Source organism: Streptococcus sp. S5 (genome assembly GCF_034134805.1).
GTDB lineage: Bacteria > Bacillota > Bacilli > Lactobacillales > Streptococcaceae > Streptococcus > Streptococcus lingualis.
The window spans coordinates 1,240,578-1,262,015 of record NZ_CP139419.1 but is presented as its reverse complement, the minus strand read 5'-3'; the positions used below and the strand labels follow the sequence as shown (position 1 = coordinate 1,262,015).

At 41.8% G+C, this 21,438-nt stretch carries 23 protein-coding genes; 10 read left to right on the top strand and 13 right to left on the bottom strand.

Annotation, left to right across the window (positions count from 1 at the left end):
* Positions 1-115: 115 nt before the first annotated feature.
* From SM123_RS05950 to SM123_RS05925, 6 genes are all read right to left on the bottom strand, one after another.
* Positions 116-763 carry a redox-sensing transcriptional repressor Rex gene (locus tag SM123_RS05950; RefSeq protein ID WP_049472498.1) on the bottom strand — a complete coding sequence of 216 codons (648 nt, stop codon included), beginning with the start codon at positions 761-763 and terminating at the stop codon, positions 116-118.
* A 130-nt stretch (positions 764-893) separates the two neighbouring features.
* Positions 894-1,109, bottom strand: coding sequence for a DUF4649 family protein (locus SM123_RS05945; RefSeq protein WP_254728082.1), 216 nt, complete (start codon positions 1,107-1,109; stop codon positions 894-896).
* A gap of 1 nt (position 1,110) precedes the next feature.
* The gene (locus tag SM123_RS05940; RefSeq protein WP_009730974.1) at positions 1,111-1,458 is read right to left on the bottom strand and encodes a DUF1831 domain-containing protein; all 348 of its coding nucleotides are present in this window, start codon (positions 1,456-1,458) and stop codon (positions 1,111-1,113) included.
* Positions 1,459-1,467: 9 nt separating this feature from the next.
* Entirely contained in the window at positions 1,468-2,580 is a 1,113-nt protein-coding gene (locus tag SM123_RS05935) for a cysteine desulfurase family protein (RefSeq protein ID WP_320909208.1), read from the bottom strand.
* Positions 2,581-2,589: 9 nt separating this feature from the next.
* Positions 2,590-3,546, bottom strand: a complete 957-nt coding sequence (locus tag SM123_RS05930) for a ribose-phosphate diphosphokinase (RefSeq protein ID WP_320909207.1) — start codon at positions 3,544-3,546, stop codon at positions 2,590-2,592.
* 72 nt (positions 3,547-3,618) lie between these two features.
* Positions 3,619-4,176, bottom strand: a complete 558-nt coding sequence (locus SM123_RS05925; protein WP_320909206.1) for a CYTH domain-containing protein — start codon at positions 4,174-4,176, stop codon at positions 3,619-3,621.
* Positions 4,177-4,271: 95 nt separating this feature from the next.
* Between SM123_RS05925 and SM123_RS05920 the strand changes: the two genes are divergently transcribed.
* The 5 genes from SM123_RS05920 (at position 4,272) to mutY (ending at position 8,878) form a co-directional block, all read left to right on the top strand.
* A complete protein-coding gene (locus SM123_RS05920; protein ID WP_023918039.1) occupies positions 4,272-4,943 on the top strand; it encodes a GTP diphosphokinase in 672 nt (223 codons plus the stop codon).
* Positions 4,927-5,745 carry an NAD kinase gene (locus SM123_RS05915; RefSeq protein ID WP_282188909.1) on the top strand — a complete coding sequence of 273 codons (819 nt, stop codon included), beginning with the start codon at positions 4,927-4,929 and terminating at the stop codon, positions 5,743-5,745. The genes SM123_RS05920 and SM123_RS05915 overlap by 17 nt, the downstream gene beginning before the upstream one ends.
* Entirely contained in the window at positions 5,742-6,635 is an 894-nt protein-coding gene (locus SM123_RS05910; RefSeq protein ID WP_320909205.1) for an RluA family pseudouridine synthase, read from the top strand. Before SM123_RS05915 ends, SM123_RS05910 begins: the two co-directional genes overlap by 4 nt.
* A 21-nt stretch (positions 6,636-6,656) precedes the next feature.
* On the top strand, positions 6,657-7,631 hold the full coding sequence (gene pta / locus SM123_RS05905; protein WP_320909204.1) for a phosphate acetyltransferase: 975 nt from the start codon (positions 6,657-6,659) through the stop codon (positions 7,629-7,631).
* Between the two features lie 92 nt (positions 7,632-7,723).
* Positions 7,724-8,878, top strand: coding sequence for an A/G-specific adenine glycosylase (gene mutY, locus SM123_RS05900; RefSeq protein WP_257738670.1), 1,155 nt, complete (start codon positions 7,724-7,726; stop codon positions 8,876-8,878).
* 27 nt (positions 8,879-8,905) lie between these two features.
* On the opposite strand, the gene SM123_RS05895 is transcribed toward mutY, so the two are convergent.
* From SM123_RS05895 to SM123_RS05875, 5 genes are all read right to left on the bottom strand, one after another.
* On the bottom strand, positions 8,906-9,253 hold the full coding sequence (locus tag SM123_RS05895) for a DUF6568 family protein (RefSeq protein ID WP_320909203.1): 348 nt from the start codon (positions 9,251-9,253) through the stop codon (positions 8,906-8,908).
* Between the two features lie 257 nt (positions 9,254-9,510).
* Positions 9,511-11,226 carry a phospho-sugar mutase gene (locus tag SM123_RS05890; RefSeq protein WP_320909202.1) on the bottom strand — a complete coding sequence of 572 codons (1,716 nt, stop codon included), beginning with the start codon at positions 11,224-11,226 and terminating at the stop codon, positions 9,511-9,513.
* A gap of 151 nt (positions 11,227-11,377) precedes the next feature.
* Complete coding sequence (locus SM123_RS05885) at positions 11,378-11,938, bottom strand: ECF transporter S component (RefSeq protein ID WP_003007203.1); 561 nt, start codon at positions 11,936-11,938, stop codon at positions 11,378-11,380.
* Positions 11,935-12,474 (bottom strand): phosphopantothenoylcysteine decarboxylase, encoded by a 540-nt coding sequence (gene coaC, locus SM123_RS05880; RefSeq protein WP_049490880.1) that lies wholly within the window; start codon positions 12,472-12,474, stop codon positions 11,935-11,937. Before coaC ends, SM123_RS05885 begins: the two co-directional genes overlap by 4 nt.
* Before the next feature lie 10 nt (positions 12,475-12,484).
* Positions 12,485-13,162 (bottom strand): phosphopantothenate--cysteine ligase, encoded by a 678-nt coding sequence (locus SM123_RS05875; protein WP_320909201.1) that lies wholly within the window; start codon positions 13,160-13,162, stop codon positions 12,485-12,487.
* A 175-nt stretch (positions 13,163-13,337) separates the two neighbouring features.
* Here SM123_RS05875 and SM123_RS05870 point away from each other — a divergent pair, with 175 nt between their 5' ends.
* Positions 13,338-15,008: a formate--tetrahydrofolate ligase gene (locus SM123_RS05870; RefSeq protein WP_070674055.1), complete on the top strand. Its 1,671-nt coding sequence runs from the start codon at positions 13,338-13,340 to the stop codon at positions 15,006-15,008.
* 68 nt (positions 15,009-15,076) lie between these two features.
* On the opposite strand, the gene SM123_RS05865 is transcribed toward SM123_RS05870, so the two are convergent.
* Positions 15,077-16,420 carry an MATE family efflux transporter gene (locus tag SM123_RS05865; RefSeq protein ID WP_320909200.1) on the bottom strand — a complete coding sequence of 448 codons (1,344 nt, stop codon included), beginning with the start codon at positions 16,418-16,420 and terminating at the stop codon, positions 15,077-15,079.
* A gap of 96 nt (positions 16,421-16,516) precedes the next feature.
* On the opposite strand from SM123_RS05865, the gene SM123_RS05860 reads away from it, so the two are divergent.
* Entirely contained in the window at positions 16,517-17,071 is a 555-nt protein-coding gene (locus tag SM123_RS05860) for a GNAT family N-acetyltransferase (RefSeq protein WP_003011957.1), read from the top strand.
* A gap of 185 nt (positions 17,072-17,256) precedes the next feature.
* Here the strand turns inward: SM123_RS05860 and SM123_RS05855 are convergent, their stop codons facing one another.
* On the bottom strand, positions 17,257-18,285 hold the full coding sequence (locus tag SM123_RS05855) for a YdcF family protein (RefSeq protein WP_320909199.1): 1,029 nt from the start codon (positions 18,283-18,285) through the stop codon (positions 17,257-17,259).
* A gap of 135 nt (positions 18,286-18,420) precedes the next feature.
* Here SM123_RS05855 and brnQ point away from each other — a divergent pair, with 135 nt between their 5' ends.
* From brnQ to SM123_RS05840, 3 genes are all read left to right on the top strand, one after another.
* A complete protein-coding gene (brnQ, locus tag SM123_RS05850; protein ID WP_070665849.1) occupies positions 18,421-19,737 on the top strand; it encodes a branched-chain amino acid transport system II carrier protein in 1,317 nt (438 codons plus the stop codon).
* Between the two features lie 395 nt (positions 19,738-20,132).
* A complete protein-coding gene (ccdA2, locus tag SM123_RS05845; protein WP_003007221.1) occupies positions 20,133-20,840 on the top strand; it encodes a thiol-disulfide oxidoreductase-associated membrane protein CcdA2 in 708 nt (235 codons plus the stop codon).
* Between the two features lie 21 nt (positions 20,841-20,861).
* A complete protein-coding gene (locus SM123_RS05840) occupies positions 20,862-21,425 on the top strand; it encodes a TlpA family protein disulfide reductase (RefSeq protein WP_083312671.1) in 564 nt (187 codons plus the stop codon).
* Positions 21,426-21,438 lie beyond the last annotated feature (13 nt).

The following is a 21,438-nucleotide window of genomic DNA, read 5'->3' as shown; positions in this document are numbered from 1 at the left end:
GTTAAAATCAGCGTAGTAGAGCCCACTCAATCACTGCGTCTTGCTCGACAATCCAAAAATAATTGAGAGGCTAGGACTTTTGTCCCAGCCTCTTTTCTTGTTAATGTATAAGTCTTTATTCTTCGTTTTTTCGCATGAAATAAAGGAGTGTTTGCAATTCACTGGTGAGATCGACATATTGAACGACGACATCTTTAGGGACTGTTAGATGTACTGGTGAGAAGCTGAGAATTCCCTTGACACCAGCGTCTACCAAAAGACTAGCAACTTCTTGAGCCTTGACGCTAGGAACAGTAAGGATGGCTGTTTGAATGCCTTCTTGTTTGAGCTTTTCTTTGATGGTGGAAATACCGTAAATGGGAATTCCGTCCTTACTTTTGGTATTGATCAGCTCATGATCGTCTAGATCAAATGCCATGACAATTTTCATCTTATTGCGTTCATGGAAGCGATAGTTGAGAAGCGCACTTCCCATATTTCCGATCCCCACAATAGCGACATTGGTAATGGCATTGTCATTTAAAAGATCTGCAAAGAAGTTCATCAGTTTTTTTACGTCATAACCAAATCCACGTCTTCCTAATTCACCAAAATATGAGAAATCTCGTCGAACAGTAGCAGAGTCAATCCCAATTGCATCAGCAATTTGCTTGGAATTGGCGCGCTCTATTTTTTCAGAGTTAAAGCGTTTAAAAATGCGGTAGTAGAGCGATAAGCGTTTTGCTGTTGCGCGTGGAATTGGAGTATTTTTATCATGTTTCACAATATCACAACCTTTCCCTCTTATTGTATAGGAAGATTGTGAAAAAATCAACTATCTAGAGTGGTTTTTCAAAAATATTTTTGTCTAAAGAAAAAGCTGATGACGATGGGAGAGTTCCATCAGCATCAGCTTAGTTTTCAGCTTGTTCTACCTTTTTCAAAAAAGCATAGAGTCCATCGACTCGTCCTGTATAGGGTAGCTTTTCCCCCTTGTATTCAATCGATACAATTGAGTAAGAGTCAGGCAAGGTTACACAGCCTGAAAATGCTAGGATACAAGCCGCAAGGTCAGTATAAGTAGTCGTTCGTTCTACTTGGTAAGCGTCGATATAAGTTAGGGTTACCATATTAGGCCTCTGTTTTGTTGAAAATTTCTCTTTCGACAAGACTATCCATTAAGAAATAGAATTTTTGTTGGATAATGTCATTTTCTGGATTTTTAAAGATATTAACCAGGCGAAGTCCAGACTTGTCTGTAATATTGATCTTAAAACCTGTCAAATCTTTATTGAAAATAATTTTAAGTAGGAAGCCTTCGCCGCTATTTGGAACGGCTTCGAGCAAACGATTTAACTCGTAATTTCCAACTTTGGTAACAGCGAATGTATTGTCACGTAAGGTATATTTTTTAACATTTGGGTGTAGACTATAGGTATATTTGCAGTCTTTCAATGAAACACTTGTTTCAAAAGCCATATTGTTCTCCTATGATAAAATTTCTTTAAGTTTTGCGAGGAAGTCTTGAACCTCCTCTACGGTATTGAGTTCTGAAAAACTAATTCGAAGGGATTCTTTTAGGCGTGAGCTATCTTTTCCATAGAGCGCCTCAAGGACATGGCTGGGTTGAACTGTACCGGCGGTACAAGCAGAACCTGTAGAGACAGAAATTCCAGCAAGATCGAGTCGCATCAATAATACATCATTTTGGACACCCGGAAAGCCAAGGTTCCAAACAAATGGAAGATGATCGTCATTCGCATTTACGTAGTAGTCGTAGGCTGCTAAACCATTGACTAGTTCTTGGCCGAGTTTTTGAACCTGGTTGAAATTTTCTACTTGATGTAGTGTAGCTTGCTGAAGCGCAGTTGCCATCCCGACAATAGAAATGAGATTTTCCGTGCTGGCTCTCATCTTACTTTCCTGATCACCACCATGGATGAGATTATCAAAATCTGGGACGGCTGCATAAAGGAAACCGACTCCCTTGGGGCCATGGAATTTGTGGGCAGAAGCACTGAGAAAATCAATCCCTAACTCTTCGGGATAGACCGGGACTTTCCCAATTGCTTGGACAGCATCAACGTGAAAGGCAGCTGGATGATCTTTTAAGAGTTCTCCGATTTCTTTAATCGGAAGAAGATCGCCTGTCTCGTTATTGGCAAACATGGTAGAGACAAGAATGGTATCCGGTCTAAGTGCAGCCTTGATATCACTAGCCTGAATGCGTCCATCTCTTGGTTGGACGATCGTAACTTCAAATCCGAAACGTTCTACAAGATATTCGATGGGTTCAAGAACCGCATGGTGTTCCAAAGCGGTCGTAATGATGTGTTTGCCATCTGCTTGGTGTTTCAAGCAGTAGCCTTTTATAACGGTATTATTACTTTCTGATCCACCTGAAGTGAAGAAAATACGATTTGGAAGAGTATGGAGAGACTGAGCAATTTGCTCGCGAGATTCTCGGAGAAGTTTACTAGCCATCCGTCCATGAGCATGAAGGCTCGATGGATTTCCAAAAGTGGTCTTCATAGTTTCAGACATTTTATCAATGACTTCAGGTAGAAGGGGAGTTGTTGCGGCATTATCAAAATATATCACATTAAGACCTTATTTCTTATGGTAGGCAAATAGAGGACTAACAGGTTTTCTTTCTTGAATGCGAACAATAGCTTCAGCGATCAGTTCGCTAGCTGTCAGATAGTTAATATTTTTTGGTGTTGGTCCATTTGGAGCGACAGAATCAGTTACTAAGATTTCTTTGATCGGAGCTTGGTCTAATAATTCAACAGCACCTTTTACAAATAAACCATGGCTTGATACAGCATAAATTTCAGTAGCACCTTCGCGTTCGACGATTTTCGCAGCTTCTGAGAATGTCTTACCAGTATTGAGGATATCGTCAATCAAGATCGCTTTCTTATCTTTGACATCCCCGATAATATAGCCATAATCACGGTTCGCATCATCTTGCTCGTAATCAATGATCGCAATCGGTGCATCAAGATATTCTGCTAAACTGCGAGCTCGTTTGACACCAGAGTTTTTAGGGCTGACGACTACGACATCAGGACCAGTTAGACCTTTGTTGATGTAGTGTTCTGCAAAAAGTGGAATGGTAAAGAGGTTATCCACGGCAATATCGAAGAAACCTTGGACTTGCACTGCATGGAGATCCAGTGTGACGACACGATCCACCCCAGCTTTGACCAACATATTTGCGACAAGCTTAGCAGTAATTGGTTCGCGAGGAGCAGCAGTCCGGTCTTGGCGGGCATAGCCGAAGTAAGGCATGACCACATTGACAGTATTTGCGCTGGCCCGTTGGCAAGCATCCACCATAATTAAGAGTTCCATCAAGTGATTGTTGACAGGGAAACTGGTTGATTGAATGATATAAATATCATATCCACGAACACTTTCCTCAATATTGACTTGGATTTCACCATCTGAGAATTGACGGGATGAAATTTTCCCAAGTGGAACCCTAGCATGATCCGCGATTTTTTGCGCAATCTCTGGATTTGAATTGAGAGAGAAGAGCTTCATATTTTTTTTATCTGACATGTGATTCCAACCTCATTTAGATTTTTGATCTTAGCACTATTTTAGCAAAAATTTGCGATAATTTCAGCTATTTTACAACCTTTCCGCCAATCTGGCGATTTTATTTTTTGCAGCTTTGTAGACGATTCCATGCTCTTTGATGAACTGATGGAAATTTTCTTCCTGTTCAGCAGTTTCGACCTCGATTTCCAACTCATAATCTTCAGTGTCTAGATAGAGACTGTGGTCTAGTGCTACCAAGCCTGCAGCTGTTTCTTTTTCGAAGCGTTCTGTTGTAAGGCTTCCCCAGACAGCGAGTTGCTCAACGGGGATTTCTTTAGAGATCAAGAGATTTTTGATTTCTCCGTCAGGAAACTGTTGGTGTTGAAGGATCGTCTCGGTTTCTTCTGTGCTGAGGTTTTGATTGTACTCGAAATGGCCAACTGCCTCAGGGACTTTGAGAGTCAACTCAGCTTGATCTGTGAAAGTACGCACCCGCAAGGCCATTTTTTCCTTACGGATGAGCTGGTCGGGGGTATCGATATAGTGATTGGTTTGGACAACCAATTCTGTATCATCAAAAAGTGGAAGGAGGGATTGGTATTCCTCCTTGTCTAGCAAGGTTTTGTATTCAATTTCTAAATGGTTCATTTTGTAGTCCTTTGCTTTTTTTCGAAAGCGATTCATGATATAATAAGAGATGTGTTTATTGTATACAAAAATGGTTCAGATTACAAGGTGGTAGGATGGCAATTGATTGGGAAAACTTCTTAGATCCGTATATCCAAGCAGTTGGGGAATTAAAAATCAAACTGCGTGGGATTCGTAAGCAATATCGTAAGCAACAAAAGCATTCTCCAATCGAGTTTGTCACAGGTCGTGTTAAGCCGATTGAGAGTATCCGTGAAAAGATGATCCGAAGAAATATTTCTGAAGAAAATTTGGCTCAGGATATGCAAGATATTGCTGGTCTTCGTATCATGGTCCAGTTCGTAGATGACGTCGAAGAGATCCTAGAGGTTCTGAGACAACGGCAGGATATGCGCGTGGTCCAAGAGCGAGACTACATCCGCCACAAGAAATCAAGTGGCTACCGGAGTTACCACGTCGTGGTCGAGTATCCGGTCGATACTATTGATGGAAATGAAACGATCTTAGCAGAGATTCAAATTCGGACCTTGTCCATGAATTTTTGGGCAACCATTGAACACTCGCTCAATTATAAATATAAAGGAGACTTTCCAGACGAGATCAAAAAACGCTTAGAGACGACAGCAAACCTGGCCTATCTCTTGGATGAAGAGATGGGGGCAATTCGGGATGCGATTCAGGAGGCTCAAGCCCTGTTTGATCCACTTCATCGTAAGTTAAATGATGGCGTTGGAAATAGTGATGACACAGATGAAGACTACAGGTAAAAAAGTATCCATTATTCGCAATCGCAAGCGTCAAAGTGAAGAGGTTTTTCAGCAATTGCGCTATAAGCTTCGGAAAAATAATTTTATTTTGACGGAGAAGCACCCGGATATTGTGATTTCAATTGGTGGCGATGGGATGTTGCTATCGGCCTTTCACAAGTATGAACACCAGTTGGATCGGGTGCGATTTGTTGGCGTCCATACCGGACACTTAGGATTCTATACGGATTACTTAGACAGTGAAATCGATAAGCTGGTTGAGAACTTAAAATATGATACAGGCGCTAAGGTTTCCTACCCTATTTTGAATGTCAAGATTACTTTCGAAAATGGGGAAACCCGTACCATGAGAGCGTTGAACGAAGCAACGATTAAGAGAAGCGACCGGACCATGGTTGCCGATCTCACGATTAATGGAGTGGATTTTGAGCGCTTCAGAGGAGACGGGATTACCGTTTCGACTCCGACAGGAAGTACGGCATACAACAAATCCTTGGGAGGAGCAGTCCTTCACCCAACTATTGAGGCGCTGCAGATTGCTGAGATCGCCAGTCTCAACAACCGTGTTTATCGTACCTTGGGTTCTTCTGTCATTGTCCCTAAAAAGGATAAGATCGAGATTACACCGACGAGACCTGGCTTCCACATTATCTCTGTTGACAATTCAACCTATTCTTACCGTAATATTGCAAAGGTAGAATACCAGATTGACAACCATAAGATTAATTTTGTGGCAAGCTCCAGTCACACCAGCTTCTGGAATCGGGTCAAGGATGCCTTTATCGGAGATGATAGAGAATGAGATTTGAATTCATTGTCGATGAGCATGTCAAGGTCAAGACCTTCCTGAAAAAGCATGAGGTTTCTAAGGGTCTCTTAGCAAAGATTAAGTTTCGTGGTGGCCAGATCCTTGTCAATGGACGTCCGGAGAATGCGATTTATTTGTTGGATATTGGGGATCGCTTAGTCATTGATATTCCAGCAGAAGAAGGGTTCGAAACCCTAAAACCCATGGATCGGCCTTTGGATATTTTATTTGAAGATGATCATTTTTTGGTCTTAAACAAACCCTTTGGGATTGCTTCTATTCCAAGTGCGATTCATTCCAATACCTTAGCCAATTTTGTAAAAGGCTACTATGTGAAGCAGGGCTACGAGAACCAGCAGGTTCACATTGTCACTCGCCTGGACAAGGATACAAGTGGCGTTATGCTCTTTGCCAAACATGGCTATGCCCATGCCCGCTTGGATAAGCAATTGCAGTCTAAAACGATTCAGAAACGTTATTACGCCTTGGTCAAGGGATCTGGGGAGCTTGATCCTGTCGGAGAAATTATTGCTCCGATTGCGCGTGATGAAGATTCAATTATCACCCGAAAAGTAGCTAAAGGTGGCAAGTATGCTCATACTAGCTACCAGGTCGTTCAATCTTTTGGTGATATTCACCTAGTGGATATTCAGTTACACACAGGTCGGACTCATCAGATCCGCGTTCATTTTTCCCATATTGGTTTTCCGCTCTTGGGAGATGATCTTTATGGCGGGAGTTTAGAAGACGGCATTGAGCGTCAGGCCCTTCATTGTCATCGTCTATCCTATTATCATCCATTTCTAGAGGAAGAGTTGGTCATAGAAAGTCCACTACCTCCAGATTTCCAAGCTGTATTAACACAGCTTCAAACTAGTTATTAATTATTAAAAGGAGTAAAACTCATGGAAGTTTTCGAAAATCTCAAAGCCAACCTCGTTGGTAAGAATGCACGTATTGTATTACCAGAAGGTGAAGAACCTCGTATCCTCCAAGCGACAAAACGCATTGTGAACGAGACAGAAGTAACCCCTGTCTTGCTTGGTAATCCAGATAAAATTCGGATTTATCTTGAAATCGAAGGGGTTTTGGATGGATATGAAGTCATCGATCCTCATTCTTATCCAGGTTTTGAAGAAATGGTAGCTTCCTTGGTAGAACGTCGTAAGGGCAAAATGACTGAAGAAGAAGCGCGTCAAGTCTTGAAAGACGACGTTAACTATTTTGGTGTCATGTTGGTACACATGGGAATCGTTGATGGAATGGTATCTGGTGCGATTCACTCAACAGCTGCAACTGTTCGTCCAGCTCTTCAAATTATCAAAACTCGTCCAAATGTAAAACGGACTTCAGGAGCTTTCCTTATGGTTCGTGGATCTGAACGCTACTTGTTCGGGGACTGTGCCATCAACATTAATCCAGATGCTGAAGGATTAGCTGAAATTGCCATTAACTCAGCTATTACAGCCAAGATGTTTGGTATTGATCCAAAAATTGCTATGTTGAGCTATTCAACAAAAGGTTCTGGTTTCGGTGAAAGTGTTGATAAGGTTGTCGAAGCGACTAAGCTTGCCCATGAACTTCGTCCAGACCTTGAAATTGACGGGGAATTGCAATTTGACGCAGCCTTTGTCCCTGAAACTGCAGCCTTGAAGGCTCCAGGAAGTAAGGTGGCAGGACAAGCTAATGTCTTTATCTTCCCTGGTATTGAAGCAGGTAACATTGGATACAAGATGGCAGAACGTCTTGGTGGCTTTGCAGCAGTAGGTCCTGTCTTGCAAGGGTTGAATAAACCAGTCAACGACCTTTCTCGTGGATGTAATGCAGATGACGTGTACAAATTGACCTTGATCACAGCAGCTCAAGCTGTCGAACAATAAGAAATATATATAGGCTCAGGAAAATCCTGAGCCTTTTTCTTTATAAAATCAGAATTTCTAAACTCTAACTCATTCTATGGTATACTAGGAATATGTTAGATTTAAAAGATTACGGGATTACCATGTGGGAGGAGGAGAAAATTGCTTCCTTCCGAAAAAAGTTATTAGTCTGGTATGATGCCCATAAACGGGATCTTCCCTGGAGAAGGACCCAGGATCCTTATAAAATTTGGATCTCAGAAATTATGCTCCAGCAGACACGTGTCGATACGGTGATTCCTTATTATGAGCGTTTTTTAGACTGGTTTCCGACGGTCGCTGATTTGGCTCAAGCTCCTGAAGAAAAACTCTTAAAAGCTTGGGAAGGCTTGGGGTATTACTCACGTGTCCGCAATATGCAGAAAGCTGCCCAGCAGATAATGGAAAATCACGGAGGAGTGTTTCCATCAAGCTATGAGGAAATATCTAAACTCAAGGGAATTGGGCCTTATACAGCTGGTGCTATCGCTAGTATTGCCTTTGGATTACCAGAGCCAGCAGTAGATGGCAATGTCATGCGTGTTCTAGCCCGCTTGTTTGAGGTGGACTACGATATCGGAGTTCCAACTAATCGCAAGATTTTTCAAGCCATGATGGAAATCTTGATCGATCCGGCCCGTCCGGGTGATTTCAATCAGGCTTTGATGGATTTGGGGTCCGATATTGAATCGCCAGTCAATCCACGGCCGGAAGAGAGTCCTGTTAAGGAATTTAGCGCGGCCTACCAACATGGGACCATGGATCGTTATCCCATTAAGGCTCCTAAAAAGAAACCGGTACCTGTCTATCTAACAGCCTTTATTATCAAGGATAGTCAAGGACGCTACTTGCTGGAGAAAAATGAGCGAGAAGGACTCTTGTCAGGCTTCTGGCATTTCCCCTTGATCGAAGTGGATAGCCTATCTGAGAACCTAGGTCAATTATCTCTACTGGATGGGAAGGGGGATGCAGAGAGTAACCCAGAAATTCTTTCTTTTGAACAGGATTATGACTTGGCCATTGAATGGCAGGACAGATCGTATCCTATCGTCCAGCATATCTTTTCGCATCGCAAGTGGCAGGTTCAACTTCGTTACGGCCTAGTAAAAGAAGGAGAGCAACCAGCAAGTGAATCGACTGTTTGGTTAACACCAGAAGAATTTTCCAATTATCCTTTTGCTAAACCTCAGCAGAAGATCTGGACGACTTTTTCGGAAAATGAAAAATAGCTAGAGACTGATCTCTAGCTATTTTTTTTATAAATGAGCGAATGCTTTGATTTCTTCTTCAGACATAGATGAGTCGCAACGAACAGTGACTTCACCGGATTCGACATGTAAAAATCCTGGGACAGTTGGGATGCCGTAAGTTGAGCGGAAGGCTTGTAATGCGTCTAGCTGACTTGGTTCTTCACTATTGATAAAATAGATATGAGCTTTTGTTTCAGCTACGACAGTTGCTAATTTAGCAGCGAACTTCCGGCAGTAAGGACAAGTCTTGCGTCCGATAAAGAAGGTCGCTGTTTCTTTTTGATTGATCGCTTCTTGCGCACACGCGACAGTTGTGACTTCAAGATCTTTAATATCTTCTAAAAATTGTTCCATGAGATTACCTCGCTTTCTTCTATGTCTAGTATGCCATATTTTCTATAAAATCGCTGGTATTTGCTACGAAAAAAAGAGAGAGTGGGACAGAAATCGGTAATTCGTTAGAATTCGATTTCGTCGTCCCACCTCCGCACAGTTGAGTAGGGCTGTAAAAGCTGATAAAATCAGCGTAGTAGAGTCCACTCAACCACTGCGTCTTGCTCGACAATCCAAAAATAATTGAGAGGCTAGGACTTTTGTCCCAGCCTCGTGTTTTAGCCTACAAAAGCATTGATTTCTGCTTCGATATTTGCAATTTTTTCTTTAGCATCTGCTTCAGATTCACCAACTGTAGCGATGTAGAATTTGATTTTTGGTTCTGTACCTGAAGGACGAACGGCAAACCATGAATCATCAGCCAAGATGTATTTAAGAACGTTGCTTGGAGGAGTTGTCAATTTTTCAACGCCGTCAGCAGTAGTAGCTGTTTGTTCCAAGAAGTCTTCTGTCTTAGCAATGTCTGTATTGTTAAATTGTTTAGGAGCATTACCACGGAATTTATCCATGATTTTCTTGATTTCAGCAGCTCCATCCACACCTGAAAGGGTAACAGAGATGGTTTTTTCTGCGAAGTAACCGTATTGTTTGTAGATTTCTTCGATACCATCTGCCAAAGTCATACCACGTGAGCGGTAGTAAGCTGCGATCTCAGCAACGATAAGAACGGCTTGGATAGCGTCTTTGTCACGTACGAATGGTTTGATGAGGTAACCGAAGCTTTCTTCGAAACCAAGCATGTAAGTATGGTTGTGTTGTGTTTCAAATTCATGGATTTTTTCACCGATAAATTTGAAACCAGTCAAGACGTTAAACATTGTTGCGCCGTAGCTTTCTGCAATCTTAGTTACCAACTCAGTTGATACGATGGATTTACAGAGGGCAGCATTGGCAGGAAGGGTACCAGCTGTTTTGTGAGCTTCAAGAATGTATTTAGCAATGATCGCTCCGATTTGGTTACCAGAAAGGTTGAGGTAAGAACCGTCTGGTTGGCGAATTTCAACACCAAGGCGGTCGGCATCTGGGTCAGTTGCAACCAATACATCAGCGTCTACTTTGCGACCAAGTTCTTCAGCAAGAGCAAAGGCAGCTTGGTTTTCAGGGTTTGGAGATTTAACAGTTGAGAAGTCAGCATCTGGAACAGCTTGAGCTTCAACAACTTGAACAGCTTCAAATCCAGCTTGGGCAAGAGCACGACGAGCCAACATTTCACCAGTACCATGAAGTGGAGTGTAGACAATCTTCATGTCGCGACCGTATTCATTGATCAAGTCTTGGTTGATGTTAACGCCTTTCACTTCTTTCAAGTATTCAGCGTCGACGTTTTCACCGATAACTTCAATCAGGCCGTTAGCTTTGCTTTCTTCAAGGTCAGCCAATTTCACAGCGAATGGATTTTCGATAGCACGGATGTAATCTGTCAATGCATCAGCATCTGCTGGAGGCATTTGTCCACCGTCTTCACCGTATACCTTGTATCCGTTAAATGGAGCAGGGTTGTGGCTAGCGGTTACCATGATCCCAGCAAATGTGTGGAGGTGGCGAACAGCAAACGACAATTCAGGTGTTGGACGAAGGCTTTCAAATACATAAGATTTGATCCCATGAGCAGCCAAGACTTGAGCAGATTCAAAAGCAAACTCAGGAGAGAAGTGACGGCTATCGTAAGCGATCGCAACTCCGCGTTTCTTCGCTTCCTCACCTTTTGAGTCGATCAATTGGGCCAATCCTTCAGTAGCTTGGCGAACAACATAAATGTTAATACGATTGGTACCAGCACCGATTAACCCACGCATACCAGCTGTACCAAACTCTAAGTTGGTATAGAAGGCATCTTCTTTGGTTTTTTCGTCCATTGCGACCAACTCTTCACGAAGGTAAGCTGGTAATTCAGCAAAGTCGAGCCATTTTTGGTAGTTTTCTTGATAGGTCATGCAAGCGTCTCCTTTTTGCTTATAATTTAATCGCTTACATTATAGCAAATTTTTTCAGAAAATTCTAGCGATAATTGTAAATCTTTTCAAAAAAAATAGGGTTAATTCACCATCAAAAAAAGCCAAGATAAATTGGTCTTGGCTTTGAAGGTTATTTTAATTTTTCAAGAGATGGAACGACTGCACTGGTAATGAGTACTGTCGCAATGACTTCGATGAGTGAGTTAGTAGACACAATCAACCCAAGGAAATTTTGAATTCCCCCTCCAAAACTGTTACCAAAGAAGAAGTAAATCCCACTTAGAACGAAAACAGTATTGGTCATAGAGCCGACAATTCCAGCGATCACAAGTCCAGTACGATTGCGAATCCAGCGATAGACGAAGTATGGGGTTACTCCGATGAGAATCCGAGGGACTATGGCAATGATAAGGGAGTAGAGATTCCCGTGAGGGACAAAGGGACTAAAGAGATAGCTAGCGGGTGTTATAACCAGGGTATTCATAGTGAGGCTAAAGAGTCCCATGAGGAGTCCTAAGATAGCTCCAATCCGTGGACCGTATATGATAGAGGCGATCACGACAGGAATATGAACCAAGGTTGGTTGAATTCCTGATGGAACAAATTGCAGAATGAAGGACGTCACAAAGTGAATGGTGATCATCACCGCAAAAAAGATGGCAATTCGTGAAATAGAAGATGATTTTCTCATAAACAATTCTCCTTAACAGTTTCTACAATAGTTTCTACAGGCGCTAGAGCTCCAGCACCTTTGTCCCCACAAGCAAGAACAGCATCACGAGGTTGGATAATCTGGTAACCATAGTCTTGTAAGAGCTTTAGATTTCGTTGGGTAGCGGGATGTTCTAGCATTTTTGTATTCATAGCAGGGGCCAGTAATTTTTTAGTCCTTTGAGGCAAGGCTAGAGCTGTGCTTGTGACCATATTATCTGCCAGTCCCATAGCCAATTTAGCAATGGTATTGGCACTGGCTGGCGCGACAAGAAAGAGGTCAGTTTCTTTCCCAATGTCGATGTGCTCGATCCGCTGTGGATCGTCTTCCATCATAACATCTAGCCCTACTTGATTCTTTGAAAGAACTTGCAAGGTTAAAGGGGTGATAAATTTTTGGGCTGAAGGAGTCATGAGGACCTTCACTTCAAATCCCAATTTGGTTAGTTGGCTGGTAATATCAGCAGCCTTATAGGCGGAAATACTACCGGTAACCGCTAAAGTAATGTGTGTCATATGTTCCTTTTTATTTGATATAACGTAGGATAGCCTCTGCGATTTCTGTTTTCGTAGAAGCTTCTAGGACCTGATCATCTGTCACTAGATAGGCTTGATGCTGGCCGTTTTGAATCTTGGTCAGATCATTGGCAACGATCATGCTGGCATGATTTTTAACGAGGCTTTCACGCGCTACCTGGATCAACTCTTCAGAAGAAACGTCGACTAAAAGCTTAAAGCCGATCAGTTGAATGGCAGGGTTCCATTCTTTGACGAGCGAGATAATCTTCGGATTTTTCTTTAAGAAGAGCACCTGATATTCTTCTTTCGAAGAGATTTTGGTTTCGTGATTTTCGCGATGGATAAAGGTATGAAGATCCTGAGCATTCTTAACTTCATCAAGGCCTGTCATGTAAACAGGCGTATAGTCTGAGACTGCCATAGCATGGATTAATACCTGGTGACGAGGAACTTCCTTTTTCATTTGAGAGAGAAGTTCCTCAACATTGTCGATCAATAGAAGTCGAAGCTGTGGGTGAGGATCGGGTTTAAGCGCGGTAGGCGTTGTGATCAAGGTCACCTGATGTCCCTTTGCAAGAGCCATTTCTGCAAGGATTTTCCCTAGGCTCCCGGTGGAATGATTGGTGATCGAACGAACACTATCAATGGCTTCGCTCGTCCCACCTGATGTAATTAAAATATGCATATGCTTATTTTACACAAAAAAGATACGTAAGTAAAGTTCTGAAGCTATTAGGATTAACTATGTATAGCCATAAAATTTAGATAAAAAACGAACGTTCGATTCAAAAGGTGGAAAAACCATGTTATTTTCGCGAATTTTAGGTATAATAGATCTATCAAATATAAAGGAGTCCCTTATGAAAACAGATATCGAAATTGCTCAAAGCATTGAACTCCAACCGATTGTGGACGTTGTTAAGAAAATTGGTTTGGTTGACGATGATCTTGAATTGTATGGAAAATACAAGGCAAAATTGAGCTTTGATAAGATTCGTGAAGTTGAGAAAAATCCAGTAGGAAAACTTATCTTAGTCACTGCGATCAACCCAACTCCAGCTGGAGAAGGGAAATCAACCATCACCATTGGTCTAGCAGATGCTTTGAATAAAATCGGTAAAAAAACCATGATTGCCATTCGCGAACCTTCTTTAGGTCCAGTTATGGGGATTAAAGGTGGTGCTGCTGGTGGTGGTTATGCCCAAGTTCTACCGATGGAAGACATCAACCTTCATTTCACAGGGGATATGCATGCGATCACAACGGCTAATAACGCTCTCTCAGCATTGATTGATAATCATTTGCACCAAGGAAATGAGCTAGGAATTGACCAACGTCGGATTATCTGGAAACGGGTAGTGGACTTGAATGACCGCGCTCTTCGTCATGTTTCTGTCGGTCTTGGCGGTCCTTTAAATGGGATTCCGCGTGAAGACGGTTTTGATATTACGGTTGCTTCTGAGATCATGGCCATCCTTTGCTTGGCGACAGATATTGAAGATTTGAAACGTCGTTTGGCCAACATTGTAATTGGTTACCGCTATGATCGTAGTCCAGTTTATGTCCGTGATTTGGAAGTAGAAGGGGCTCTTGCCTTGATCCTTAAAGATGCGATTAAGCCAAACTTGGTTCAAACCATCTATGGAACGCCTGCCTTTGTTCACGGTGGTCCATTTGCCAATATCGCCCATGGATGTAACTCTGTATTAGCAACGACGACAGCTCTTCATTTAGCAGATTATACGATTACAGAAGCAGGTTTTGGTGCTGACCTTGGCGCTGAAAAATTCCTCGATATTAAAACGCCGAACTTGCCTACTTCACCAGATGCAGTCGTGATCGTTGCGACTCTCCGTGCTCTTAAGATGAACGGTGGAGTGACCAAGGATGCTTTGACTGAAGAAAATGTAGAGGCTGTTCGTGCTGGTTTTGCCAACTTGAAACGTCACGTTGAAAATATCCGTAAGTTTGGCATTCCTGCAGTGGTTGCCATCAATGAATTTATCACCGATACAGAAGCAGAAATTGCTGCTTTGAAAGAATTGTGTGCTGAAATTGATGTGCCAGTTGAACTTGCGAGTGTATGGGCGAATGGTGCTGACGGTGGAGTTGAACTTGCTGAAACGCTGGTCAAGACTATTGAAACAAGTCCAGCTAACTACACACGCTTGTATGATAACAACCTTTCTGTTGAAGAAAAAATTGAAAAGATTGTTACAGAGATTTACCGCGGTACGAAGGTGAATTTTGAGAAGAAAGCCAAGACACAAATTGCCCAAATCGTGAAAAATGGATGGGATAAGTTGCCAATCTGTATGGCCAAAACACAATATAGTTTCTCTGATAATCCAAATGCCTTGGGAGCTCCTGAAAACTTTGAAATCACTATTCGTGAAGTTGTTCCAAAATTGGGTGCAGGCTTTATTGTCGCTTTGACTGGGGATGTGATGACCATGCCTGGTTTACCAAAACGTCCAGCTGCTTTGAATATGGATGTGGCCGCTGATGGAACAGCCATCGGTTTGTTCTAATAGCTAGATATCTAAAAACAACTTCTATTCAAATGAGCAGAAGTTGTTTTGGTCTTGTTAATCAATCATTATTCAGTAAGGAGTTGGTACCTGATTTTTCGATAGATTATGATGAGCTGTAGGGTCATGGGAATCCAGATAAGGGGTTCGCAGAGAATGACCCCCATGTAGCCGGTGTGAGGAATAATCCACAGAACAAAGAAAATTTTTCCAAACAATTCAATAAAACTGGATGTGAGTGGGGTTAATTTTTTACCCATTCCCTGTAGGGCATTTCTCAGGATGATGAGACTCGCCAAAATAGGATAAAAGCAAGAGCTGATCTGGAGATAAAGACTGGCATTTGCAATGAGATCAGGATTTGTCGAGCCGGAAATAAAGCTGGTTATAGACGGACTTGTGAAGAATAGAAGAGCAGCAACCAAGACAGACCAAACCCAAGAAAGAAGGTTGGCAATGGTAACGCCTTTTTTGATCCGCTGGAATTGCTCTGCGCCAAAATTCTGCGAGATAAAAGTTGTGATACTTGAGGCGATAGCTGTAATCGGTAAAACGGCAAAGGACATGATGCGACGGGCTGCGACCTGTGCACTGATAATGGTTGTTCCAAGCTGATTAATAGCGGATTGGAGGATAACCGTTCCAATCGAAACGATGGAAGTCATGAGGCCCATGGCAAGGCCCTGACTTAGCAGATCCTGATAAAGCTCCTTGTCCCAAACAAAATCCTTACGATGCGGGGGCAGAAAAGGGACCTTCTTACGAATATAGAGAAGACAAAGAAGGGCCGAAATACCCTGGGCGATGATGGTAGCAATCCCAGCGGATTGGACTCCGAGATGGAGTTGGGTAATAAAATATAGATCGAGAAGAATATTGAGAATGGCAGCGATAATTAGGAAGTAGAGTGCCGCTAAGCTATCGCCAACCGCTCTAAGAAGTCCAGCGCAAAGATTATAGGCAAAGGTCACAGCCACACCATTAACAATAGTAGCGATATAGAGATAAGACTGAGACACAATGGCTGATGGAGTCCCTAAAAACTGGAGCAGGGGAAAAAGTCCAACAGCACCAATGAAGACCACGAAAAGACTGAGGATACCTCCAATAATAGCAGTTGCGGCGACTGATTTTCGTAATTGGTCTTCGTTTTTGGCTCCATAATTTCTCGCGATAATAATCCCCATCCCATTGCCAACACCGACGGCAAATCCAACGATCAAATCAAATATAGCAGAGGTTGCTCCAACGGCAGCCAATGACTTTTGACCTAAAAAACGCCCTACAATCATAACATCCGAGGTATTGTAGAGTTGTTGGAAGATATTGGACAAAAGAATAGGAAAGGCAAAACTCAAAAGAGCGGGTAAAATAGGACCATTTATGAGATCTACACGTTGAATTCTTTTCATAGTGTCATTATACCAACTTCAGTAACCAGCGACAAGCATCGGTAGTTGAATCCCCTTACATTTTTTGGTATAATCAGGGCAGAAAAGGAGGCTTTTATGAGCTTAACCAGCCAATTAATCACGGAAACGTTCCCAGATCTGGACAAGGTCGAGAGGCTGAATATCGAGGCATTTCCAGAAGAAGAGCGAGTTCCTTTGTCGGAATACCTGCGTTATACGGACAATGACGATGCTAATTTTTTTGCTTTTTATAACGAAGAAGAATTTGTAGGATTTGCTTTTTCTATCTATAATCAGAAAGTTTTTTATGTTAGCTTCTTTGCCATTATGCCCCACCTACGTAGCCACGGTTATGGTCAAGAAATCATTGAAAAATTGGTAGAATTTTACCAAAGAACCATGATTCTTGAAGTGGAACGTTTGGATGAAGAATGTGACAATCTAGAGCAACGTCAGTCTCGGATGGATTTCTATAAGCGAAATGGATTTAAAACTGCCAATGCCTTTTTAGAATACGAAGGACTTAGCTTTGAAATTCTCTATCGGGGTGACCACTTTGACGAAGAGGCTTATCGCGATATTTTCCGTAAACTGCAGGAAGAAAATTATTTCGATTTCCGCATTAAATATAGACGCTTTAGTGACCACTAGACAAGAAAGAGGCTGGGACAAAAGTCCTAGCCTCTCAATTATTTTTGGATTGTCGAGCAAGACGCAGTGGTTGAGTGGGCTCTACTACGCTGATTTCATCAGCTTTTACAGCCCTACTCAACTGTGCGGAGGTGGGACGACGAAATCGAATTCTAACGAATTACCGATTTCTGTCCCACTCTCTTTTAGTTTAGATATTTAATGAAGAACTCAATCAGTTTCATGATTTGTGTAAAGAACCAAGGCAGAAATAGAAGAGCTAGGAAGGTAACATGCCATTTCCAATAAAGTGAAACCAAGCCAACGGTTTCTCGAATCCAAGCGGATGGGAGATAGTAAAAAGCTGTTCTTGAACCGATACTTCGACCAGGTATTTTCAATCGTCTCATAAAGACACCTGCACGGAGCGCGTGAAATGAATTGGTTACTACAAGGACTCGCTTGCCAAGCCCCTCTTCTTCAAGGAGACGCTTGCTAAAGGTCAGGTTTTCAAAAGTAGTACGAGAGCGATTCTCGATGAGAATGGCGTCTTCTGGAACCCCGTGTTCCATCAAGTATCCGGCCATAGCTTCTGCCTCAGCGATCAGCTCATCTGACCCTTGACCACCAGAAACAATCAGCTTTGGTCGTCCCTCGAACTGCTCATAGATGGCCTTTCCCTTCTCAAGACGCTGGGCCAAGAGTGGGGGAACCTTGTCTCCGATCAAACCTGAGCCAAGGATGATGATGGCGTCTGGCTCTTTGCGAACTGGAAAGAGATTGCAAAAAGTCCCATAGGATACATAAGAGAGGTAGAGAAAGGTCATGTAAAATAGGGCAAAGTCAGTCAGATAAATGAGGATGTCATTCCCTGGGAAATAGGGTAGAAAATGTAGTGCCAAAGCTCCGATAATAAACAGTCCATAGAGCAGCGATAGGAGGTTGGCCAGTCTTTTTCCTTCAAAAAGCATCATTTGACGGCCGTTAAAGAGAAGAAAAAGAGAGGAGAAAATAATGCTGAGAAAAACGAGGATGGAAATCACCACAAAGACAATCATTGCAATTTGTTGATTAAACCATAGCTCAGTTCGAACGACTAGTAAAAATGCAGAAATCAGTAGAAGAAGCCCTAGGTTTATCGAAAATAGATAAGCATTGAACAGTCTTCTGCGATCACTCATAAAGAACAATAAAAAGATAAGAGCTGGAAATAACCAGAATAGATATAGATACATGTTTTGCACCTCGTAAAATCTTACATCCATTGTACCATAATGACTGATAGAACTAGCGGATTGTTCATGCAAATAAGTTGCTTTCTTCAAATGAATTTGATAAAGTTAAGATTATCGTTTTTTTAAGGAGATAGTATGTTACGAAAAGGTTCCCTGACAGGTTTATTACTGTTCGGTATTTTTTTTGGTGCTGGAAACCTGATTTTCCCACCGGCTCTTGGTGCTTTATCGGGTAATCAATTTTGGCCAGCTATTGCTGGGTTTGTCCTTTCAGGCGTGGGAATTGCCATTGTGACCTTGATTATCGGGACACTTAATCCCAAAGGATATATTCATGAGATTTCTCGTAAGATTTCACCTGTTTTCGCGATTGTATACTTAGTTGCGCTGTATCTTTCGATTGGTCCTTTCTTTGCCATTCCAAGAACGGCGACGGTATCTTTCGAAGTGGGGATAGCCCCCTTATTAGGTGGAATGAATGCCAGTTTAGCACTTTTCATTTTTACCCTGGTCTATTTTTTGCTAGCCTTTCTGATTGCTTTGAATCCATCTAAGATTCTAGATCGGATTGGTCGTATATTGACCCCGATCTTTGCGATTCTCATTTTGATCTTGGTCGTTCTTGGGGCTCTGAAATACAGTGGACATGCTCCAATGGTGGCCACAAAAGCCTATCAGGCATCTGCCTTTGGGCAAGGATTTTTAGAGGGGTACAATACCTTGGATGCCTTGGCATCTGTTGCCTTTAGTGTGATCGCAGTGACTACCTTGAATCAACTTGGATTTTCAAGTAAGAAAGAATATATCAAGACCATTTGGTTGGTTGGAATTGTTGTAGCCCTTGGTTTTAGTGTGCTGTATATCGGTTTAGGATATCTGGGGAATCATTTTCCAATTCCGGCTTCCGTTATGGCATCTGATAGCAATAAAGGGGTTTATGTATTATCAGAAGCGACCAAAGCGATCTTTGGTCCGACTGCTCAGATTTTCCTAGCAGGAATGGTGACGGTAACTTGCTTTACCACAACCGCTGGTTTAATCGTCTCTACTAGTGAATTCTTCCATAGCACCTTCCCTAAGGTTTCTTACAAGGTCTATGCAAGTGTCTTCACTCTGATTGGTTTTGCGATTGCAAACCTTGGCTTGAATACCATTATTGCTTTCTCATTGCCGGTCTTGATGATTCTTTACCCAATCACCATTACCATTGTATTGATTGTGATAGTGAATAAATTTGTGGCTCTTTCAAAACCAGGAATGCAATTGACTATTTTCTTGGCTAGCTTGGTCTCTGTTGCAAGTGTTCTGGCAAGTACCTTTAAAATTTCTCTAGTAGAAAAGGGGATTGCTTTGCTTCCATTTGCGGCTCAATCTCTTCCATGGTTAGTGCCAGTAGTCATCGGGATTCTTTTATCGCTCGTATTACCAAATAAACAAACAGCAGAAAAATAAGTTATATTAGAAACTCTAAAGTTTTGTGCTTTAGAAATAGATTGAAGATAATATCCTCTTAGAAACTTTCCTTAGGTGAGTACGGACGTCAGCGAACTTCATAGAAGTTCCATGACTTAGTTTTGAATCTAAGGTTTCAAAACTCCCGAGTGCTAGAAACATCACTGTTTCTAGCACTTTTCTCACGGCGGAAAGTTTCAATGTATACTTGAATGTGCCTTATATATTCTTTTAGTTTTTCACCACAACTTAGACTCTAAAGTTATTGGCTTTAGGGTCTTTCTTTTGAAACTAGTACCCAAATCCAAACTTTAGTAAAAAAACGTAGCAGAAATTTTTCTTTTTTGTCAGTCAATGCTATACTGAATGTAGCATATCAATATACGGAGTGAACTATGAATCCAATCATTTTTTCATTGACAGTTTTTCTTGCGGGTATTCTGTCTTTCTTTTCTCCCTGTGTCTTTCCTTTGCTACCGGTTTATATTGGAATCTTGCTAGGAAGTGATCAGGAAAAGGCTATCCGATTGTTCGGGAAAAAAATTCGCTGGCATGGCTTGTTGAAAACCCTTTGTTTTATTGCCGGTATTTCTGTTATTTTCCTCCTCATTGGTTTTGGAGCGGGTTTGCTAGGAAAGATCATGTACACCAATTGGTTCCGTTATCTGATGGGAGCCCTCATCATTATCCTTGGTCTTCATCAAATGGAAGTCTTTCATTTTCATTTCCTTGAAAAGCAAAAATCAGTAGATTTTGGAGCCAACAAACAGAAGAATGAATTGTTTTCAGCTTTTCTCCTTGGTCTTGGCTTTAGTTTTGGTTGGACGCCTTGTATTGGTCCGGTATTAGGATCAGTTCTTGCTTTAGCAGCATCAGATGGACAAGATGCTCTTATGGGAGCTATTTATCTCCTTGTTTATACCTTGGGAATGGCTCTTCCGTTTTTACTGTTGGCCTTAGCATCTAGTCTGGTCCTACCTTACTTTAATCGTCTCAAACCCCATTTGTTATTGCTGAAGAAAATCGGCGGAGCCATCATTATTCTGATGGGAATTCTCTTACTTTTGGGACAATTGAACAGTTTGTCATCTATCTTTTCATAAAATAATCCGGAGGTTTAACGCATGATGAAAGGTTTTAAATACGCTTGTTTCTCAGTAATTTCTCTAGCTTTGCTGTCAGCTTGTTCCATGAATCAATCCAGTGAGAGTGGTATGGACAATCAGCCAACAATGAATACAACAACGAATAAGAATCCTTTGGTGGGAAAAGACGCCAGTGACTTTGAACTAAAGGATATGAAGGGGAATACGGTCAAACTTTCAGACTACAAAGGGAAAAAGGTTTATTTGAAATTTTGGGCAACCTGGTGTGGTCCTTGCCGGCAAAGTATGCCCGAATTAGAGAAATTGGTCAAGGATACAGATAGAGACTTTGAAATTCTGACCATTATGGCACCAGGACTCCAAGGTGAAAAAACAGAAGAAGAATTCGTCAAATGGTTTGATCAACAAGATTACAAGTCAGTACCGGTCTTGTACAATCCAGATGGTTCTGCATTTGCAGATTATCAGGTTCGCTCTATTCCTACAGAAGTCTTTATAGACAGTCATGGGAAAATTGGACATGTCCAATTAGGGGCTATTTCAAACGAAGATGCTAAGAAGATCATCAAGGAGTTACAATAAAAAAATGAAGCAC

Excerpts from the sequence above, each read along its gene's own strand:
- SM123_RS05945 (WP_254728082.1), bottom strand. The coding sequence starts at position 1,109 with ATGGTAACCCTAACTTATATCGACGCTTACCAAGTAGAACGAACGACT.
- SM123_RS05940 (WP_009730974.1), bottom strand. The coding sequence starts at position 1,458 with ATGGCTTTTGAAACAAGTGTTTCATTGAAAGACTGCAAATATACCTAT.
- SM123_RS05930 (WP_320909207.1), bottom strand. The coding sequence starts at position 3,546 with ATGTCAGATAAAAAAAATATGAAGCTCTTCTCTCTCAATTCAAATCCA.
- SM123_RS05925 (WP_320909206.1), bottom strand. The coding sequence starts at position 4,176 with ATGAACCATTTAGAAATTGAATACAAAACCTTGCTAGACAAGGAGGAA.
- SM123_RS05920 (WP_023918039.1), top strand. The coding sequence starts at position 4,272 with ATGGCAATTGATTGGGAAAACTTCTTAGATCCGTATATCCAAGCAGTT.
- SM123_RS05915 (WP_282188909.1), top strand. The coding sequence starts at position 4,927 with ATGAAGACTACAGGTAAAAAAGTATCCATTATTCGCAATCGCAAGCGT.
- SM123_RS05910 (WP_320909205.1), top strand. The coding sequence starts at position 5,742 with ATGAGATTTGAATTCATTGTCGATGAGCATGTCAAGGTCAAGACCTTC.
- pta (WP_320909204.1), top strand. The coding sequence starts at position 6,657 with ATGGAAGTTTTCGAAAATCTCAAAGCCAACCTCGTTGGTAAGAATGCA.
- mutY (WP_257738670.1), top strand. The coding sequence starts at position 7,724 with ATGTTAGATTTAAAAGATTACGGGATTACCATGTGGGAGGAGGAGAAA.
- SM123_RS05895 (WP_320909203.1), bottom strand. The coding sequence starts at position 9,253 with ATGGAACAATTTTTAGAAGATATTAAAGATCTTGAAGTCACAACTGTC.
- SM123_RS05890 (WP_320909202.1), bottom strand. The coding sequence starts at position 11,226 with ATGACCTATCAAGAAAACTACCAAAAATGGCTCGACTTTGCTGAATTA.
- SM123_RS05885 (WP_003007203.1), bottom strand. The coding sequence starts at position 11,938 with ATGAGAAAATCATCTTCTATTTCACGAATTGCCATCTTTTTTGCGGTG.
- coaC (WP_049490880.1), bottom strand. The coding sequence starts at position 12,474 with ATGACACACATTACTTTAGCGGTTACCGGTAGTATTTCCGCCTATAAG.
- SM123_RS05875 (WP_320909201.1), bottom strand. The coding sequence starts at position 13,162 with ATGCATATTTTAATTACATCAGGTGGGACGAGCGAAGCCATTGATAGT.
- SM123_RS05870 (WP_070674055.1), top strand. The coding sequence starts at position 13,338 with ATGAAAACAGATATCGAAATTGCTCAAAGCATTGAACTCCAACCGATT.
- SM123_RS05865 (WP_320909200.1), bottom strand. The coding sequence starts at position 16,420 with ATGAAAAGAATTCAACGTGTAGATCTCATAAATGGTCCTATTTTACCC.
- SM123_RS05860 (WP_003011957.1), top strand. The coding sequence starts at position 16,517 with ATGAGCTTAACCAGCCAATTAATCACGGAAACGTTCCCAGATCTGGAC.
- SM123_RS05855 (WP_320909199.1), bottom strand. The coding sequence starts at position 18,285 with ATGTATCTATATCTATTCTGGTTATTTCCAGCTCTTATCTTTTTATTG.
- brnQ (WP_070665849.1), top strand. The coding sequence starts at position 18,421 with ATGTTACGAAAAGGTTCCCTGACAGGTTTATTACTGTTCGGTATTTTT.
- ccdA2 (WP_003007221.1), top strand. The coding sequence starts at position 20,133 with ATGAATCCAATCATTTTTTCATTGACAGTTTTTCTTGCGGGTATTCTG.
- SM123_RS05840 (WP_083312671.1), top strand. The coding sequence starts at position 20,862 with ATGATGAAAGGTTTTAAATACGCTTGTTTCTCAGTAATTTCTCTAGCT.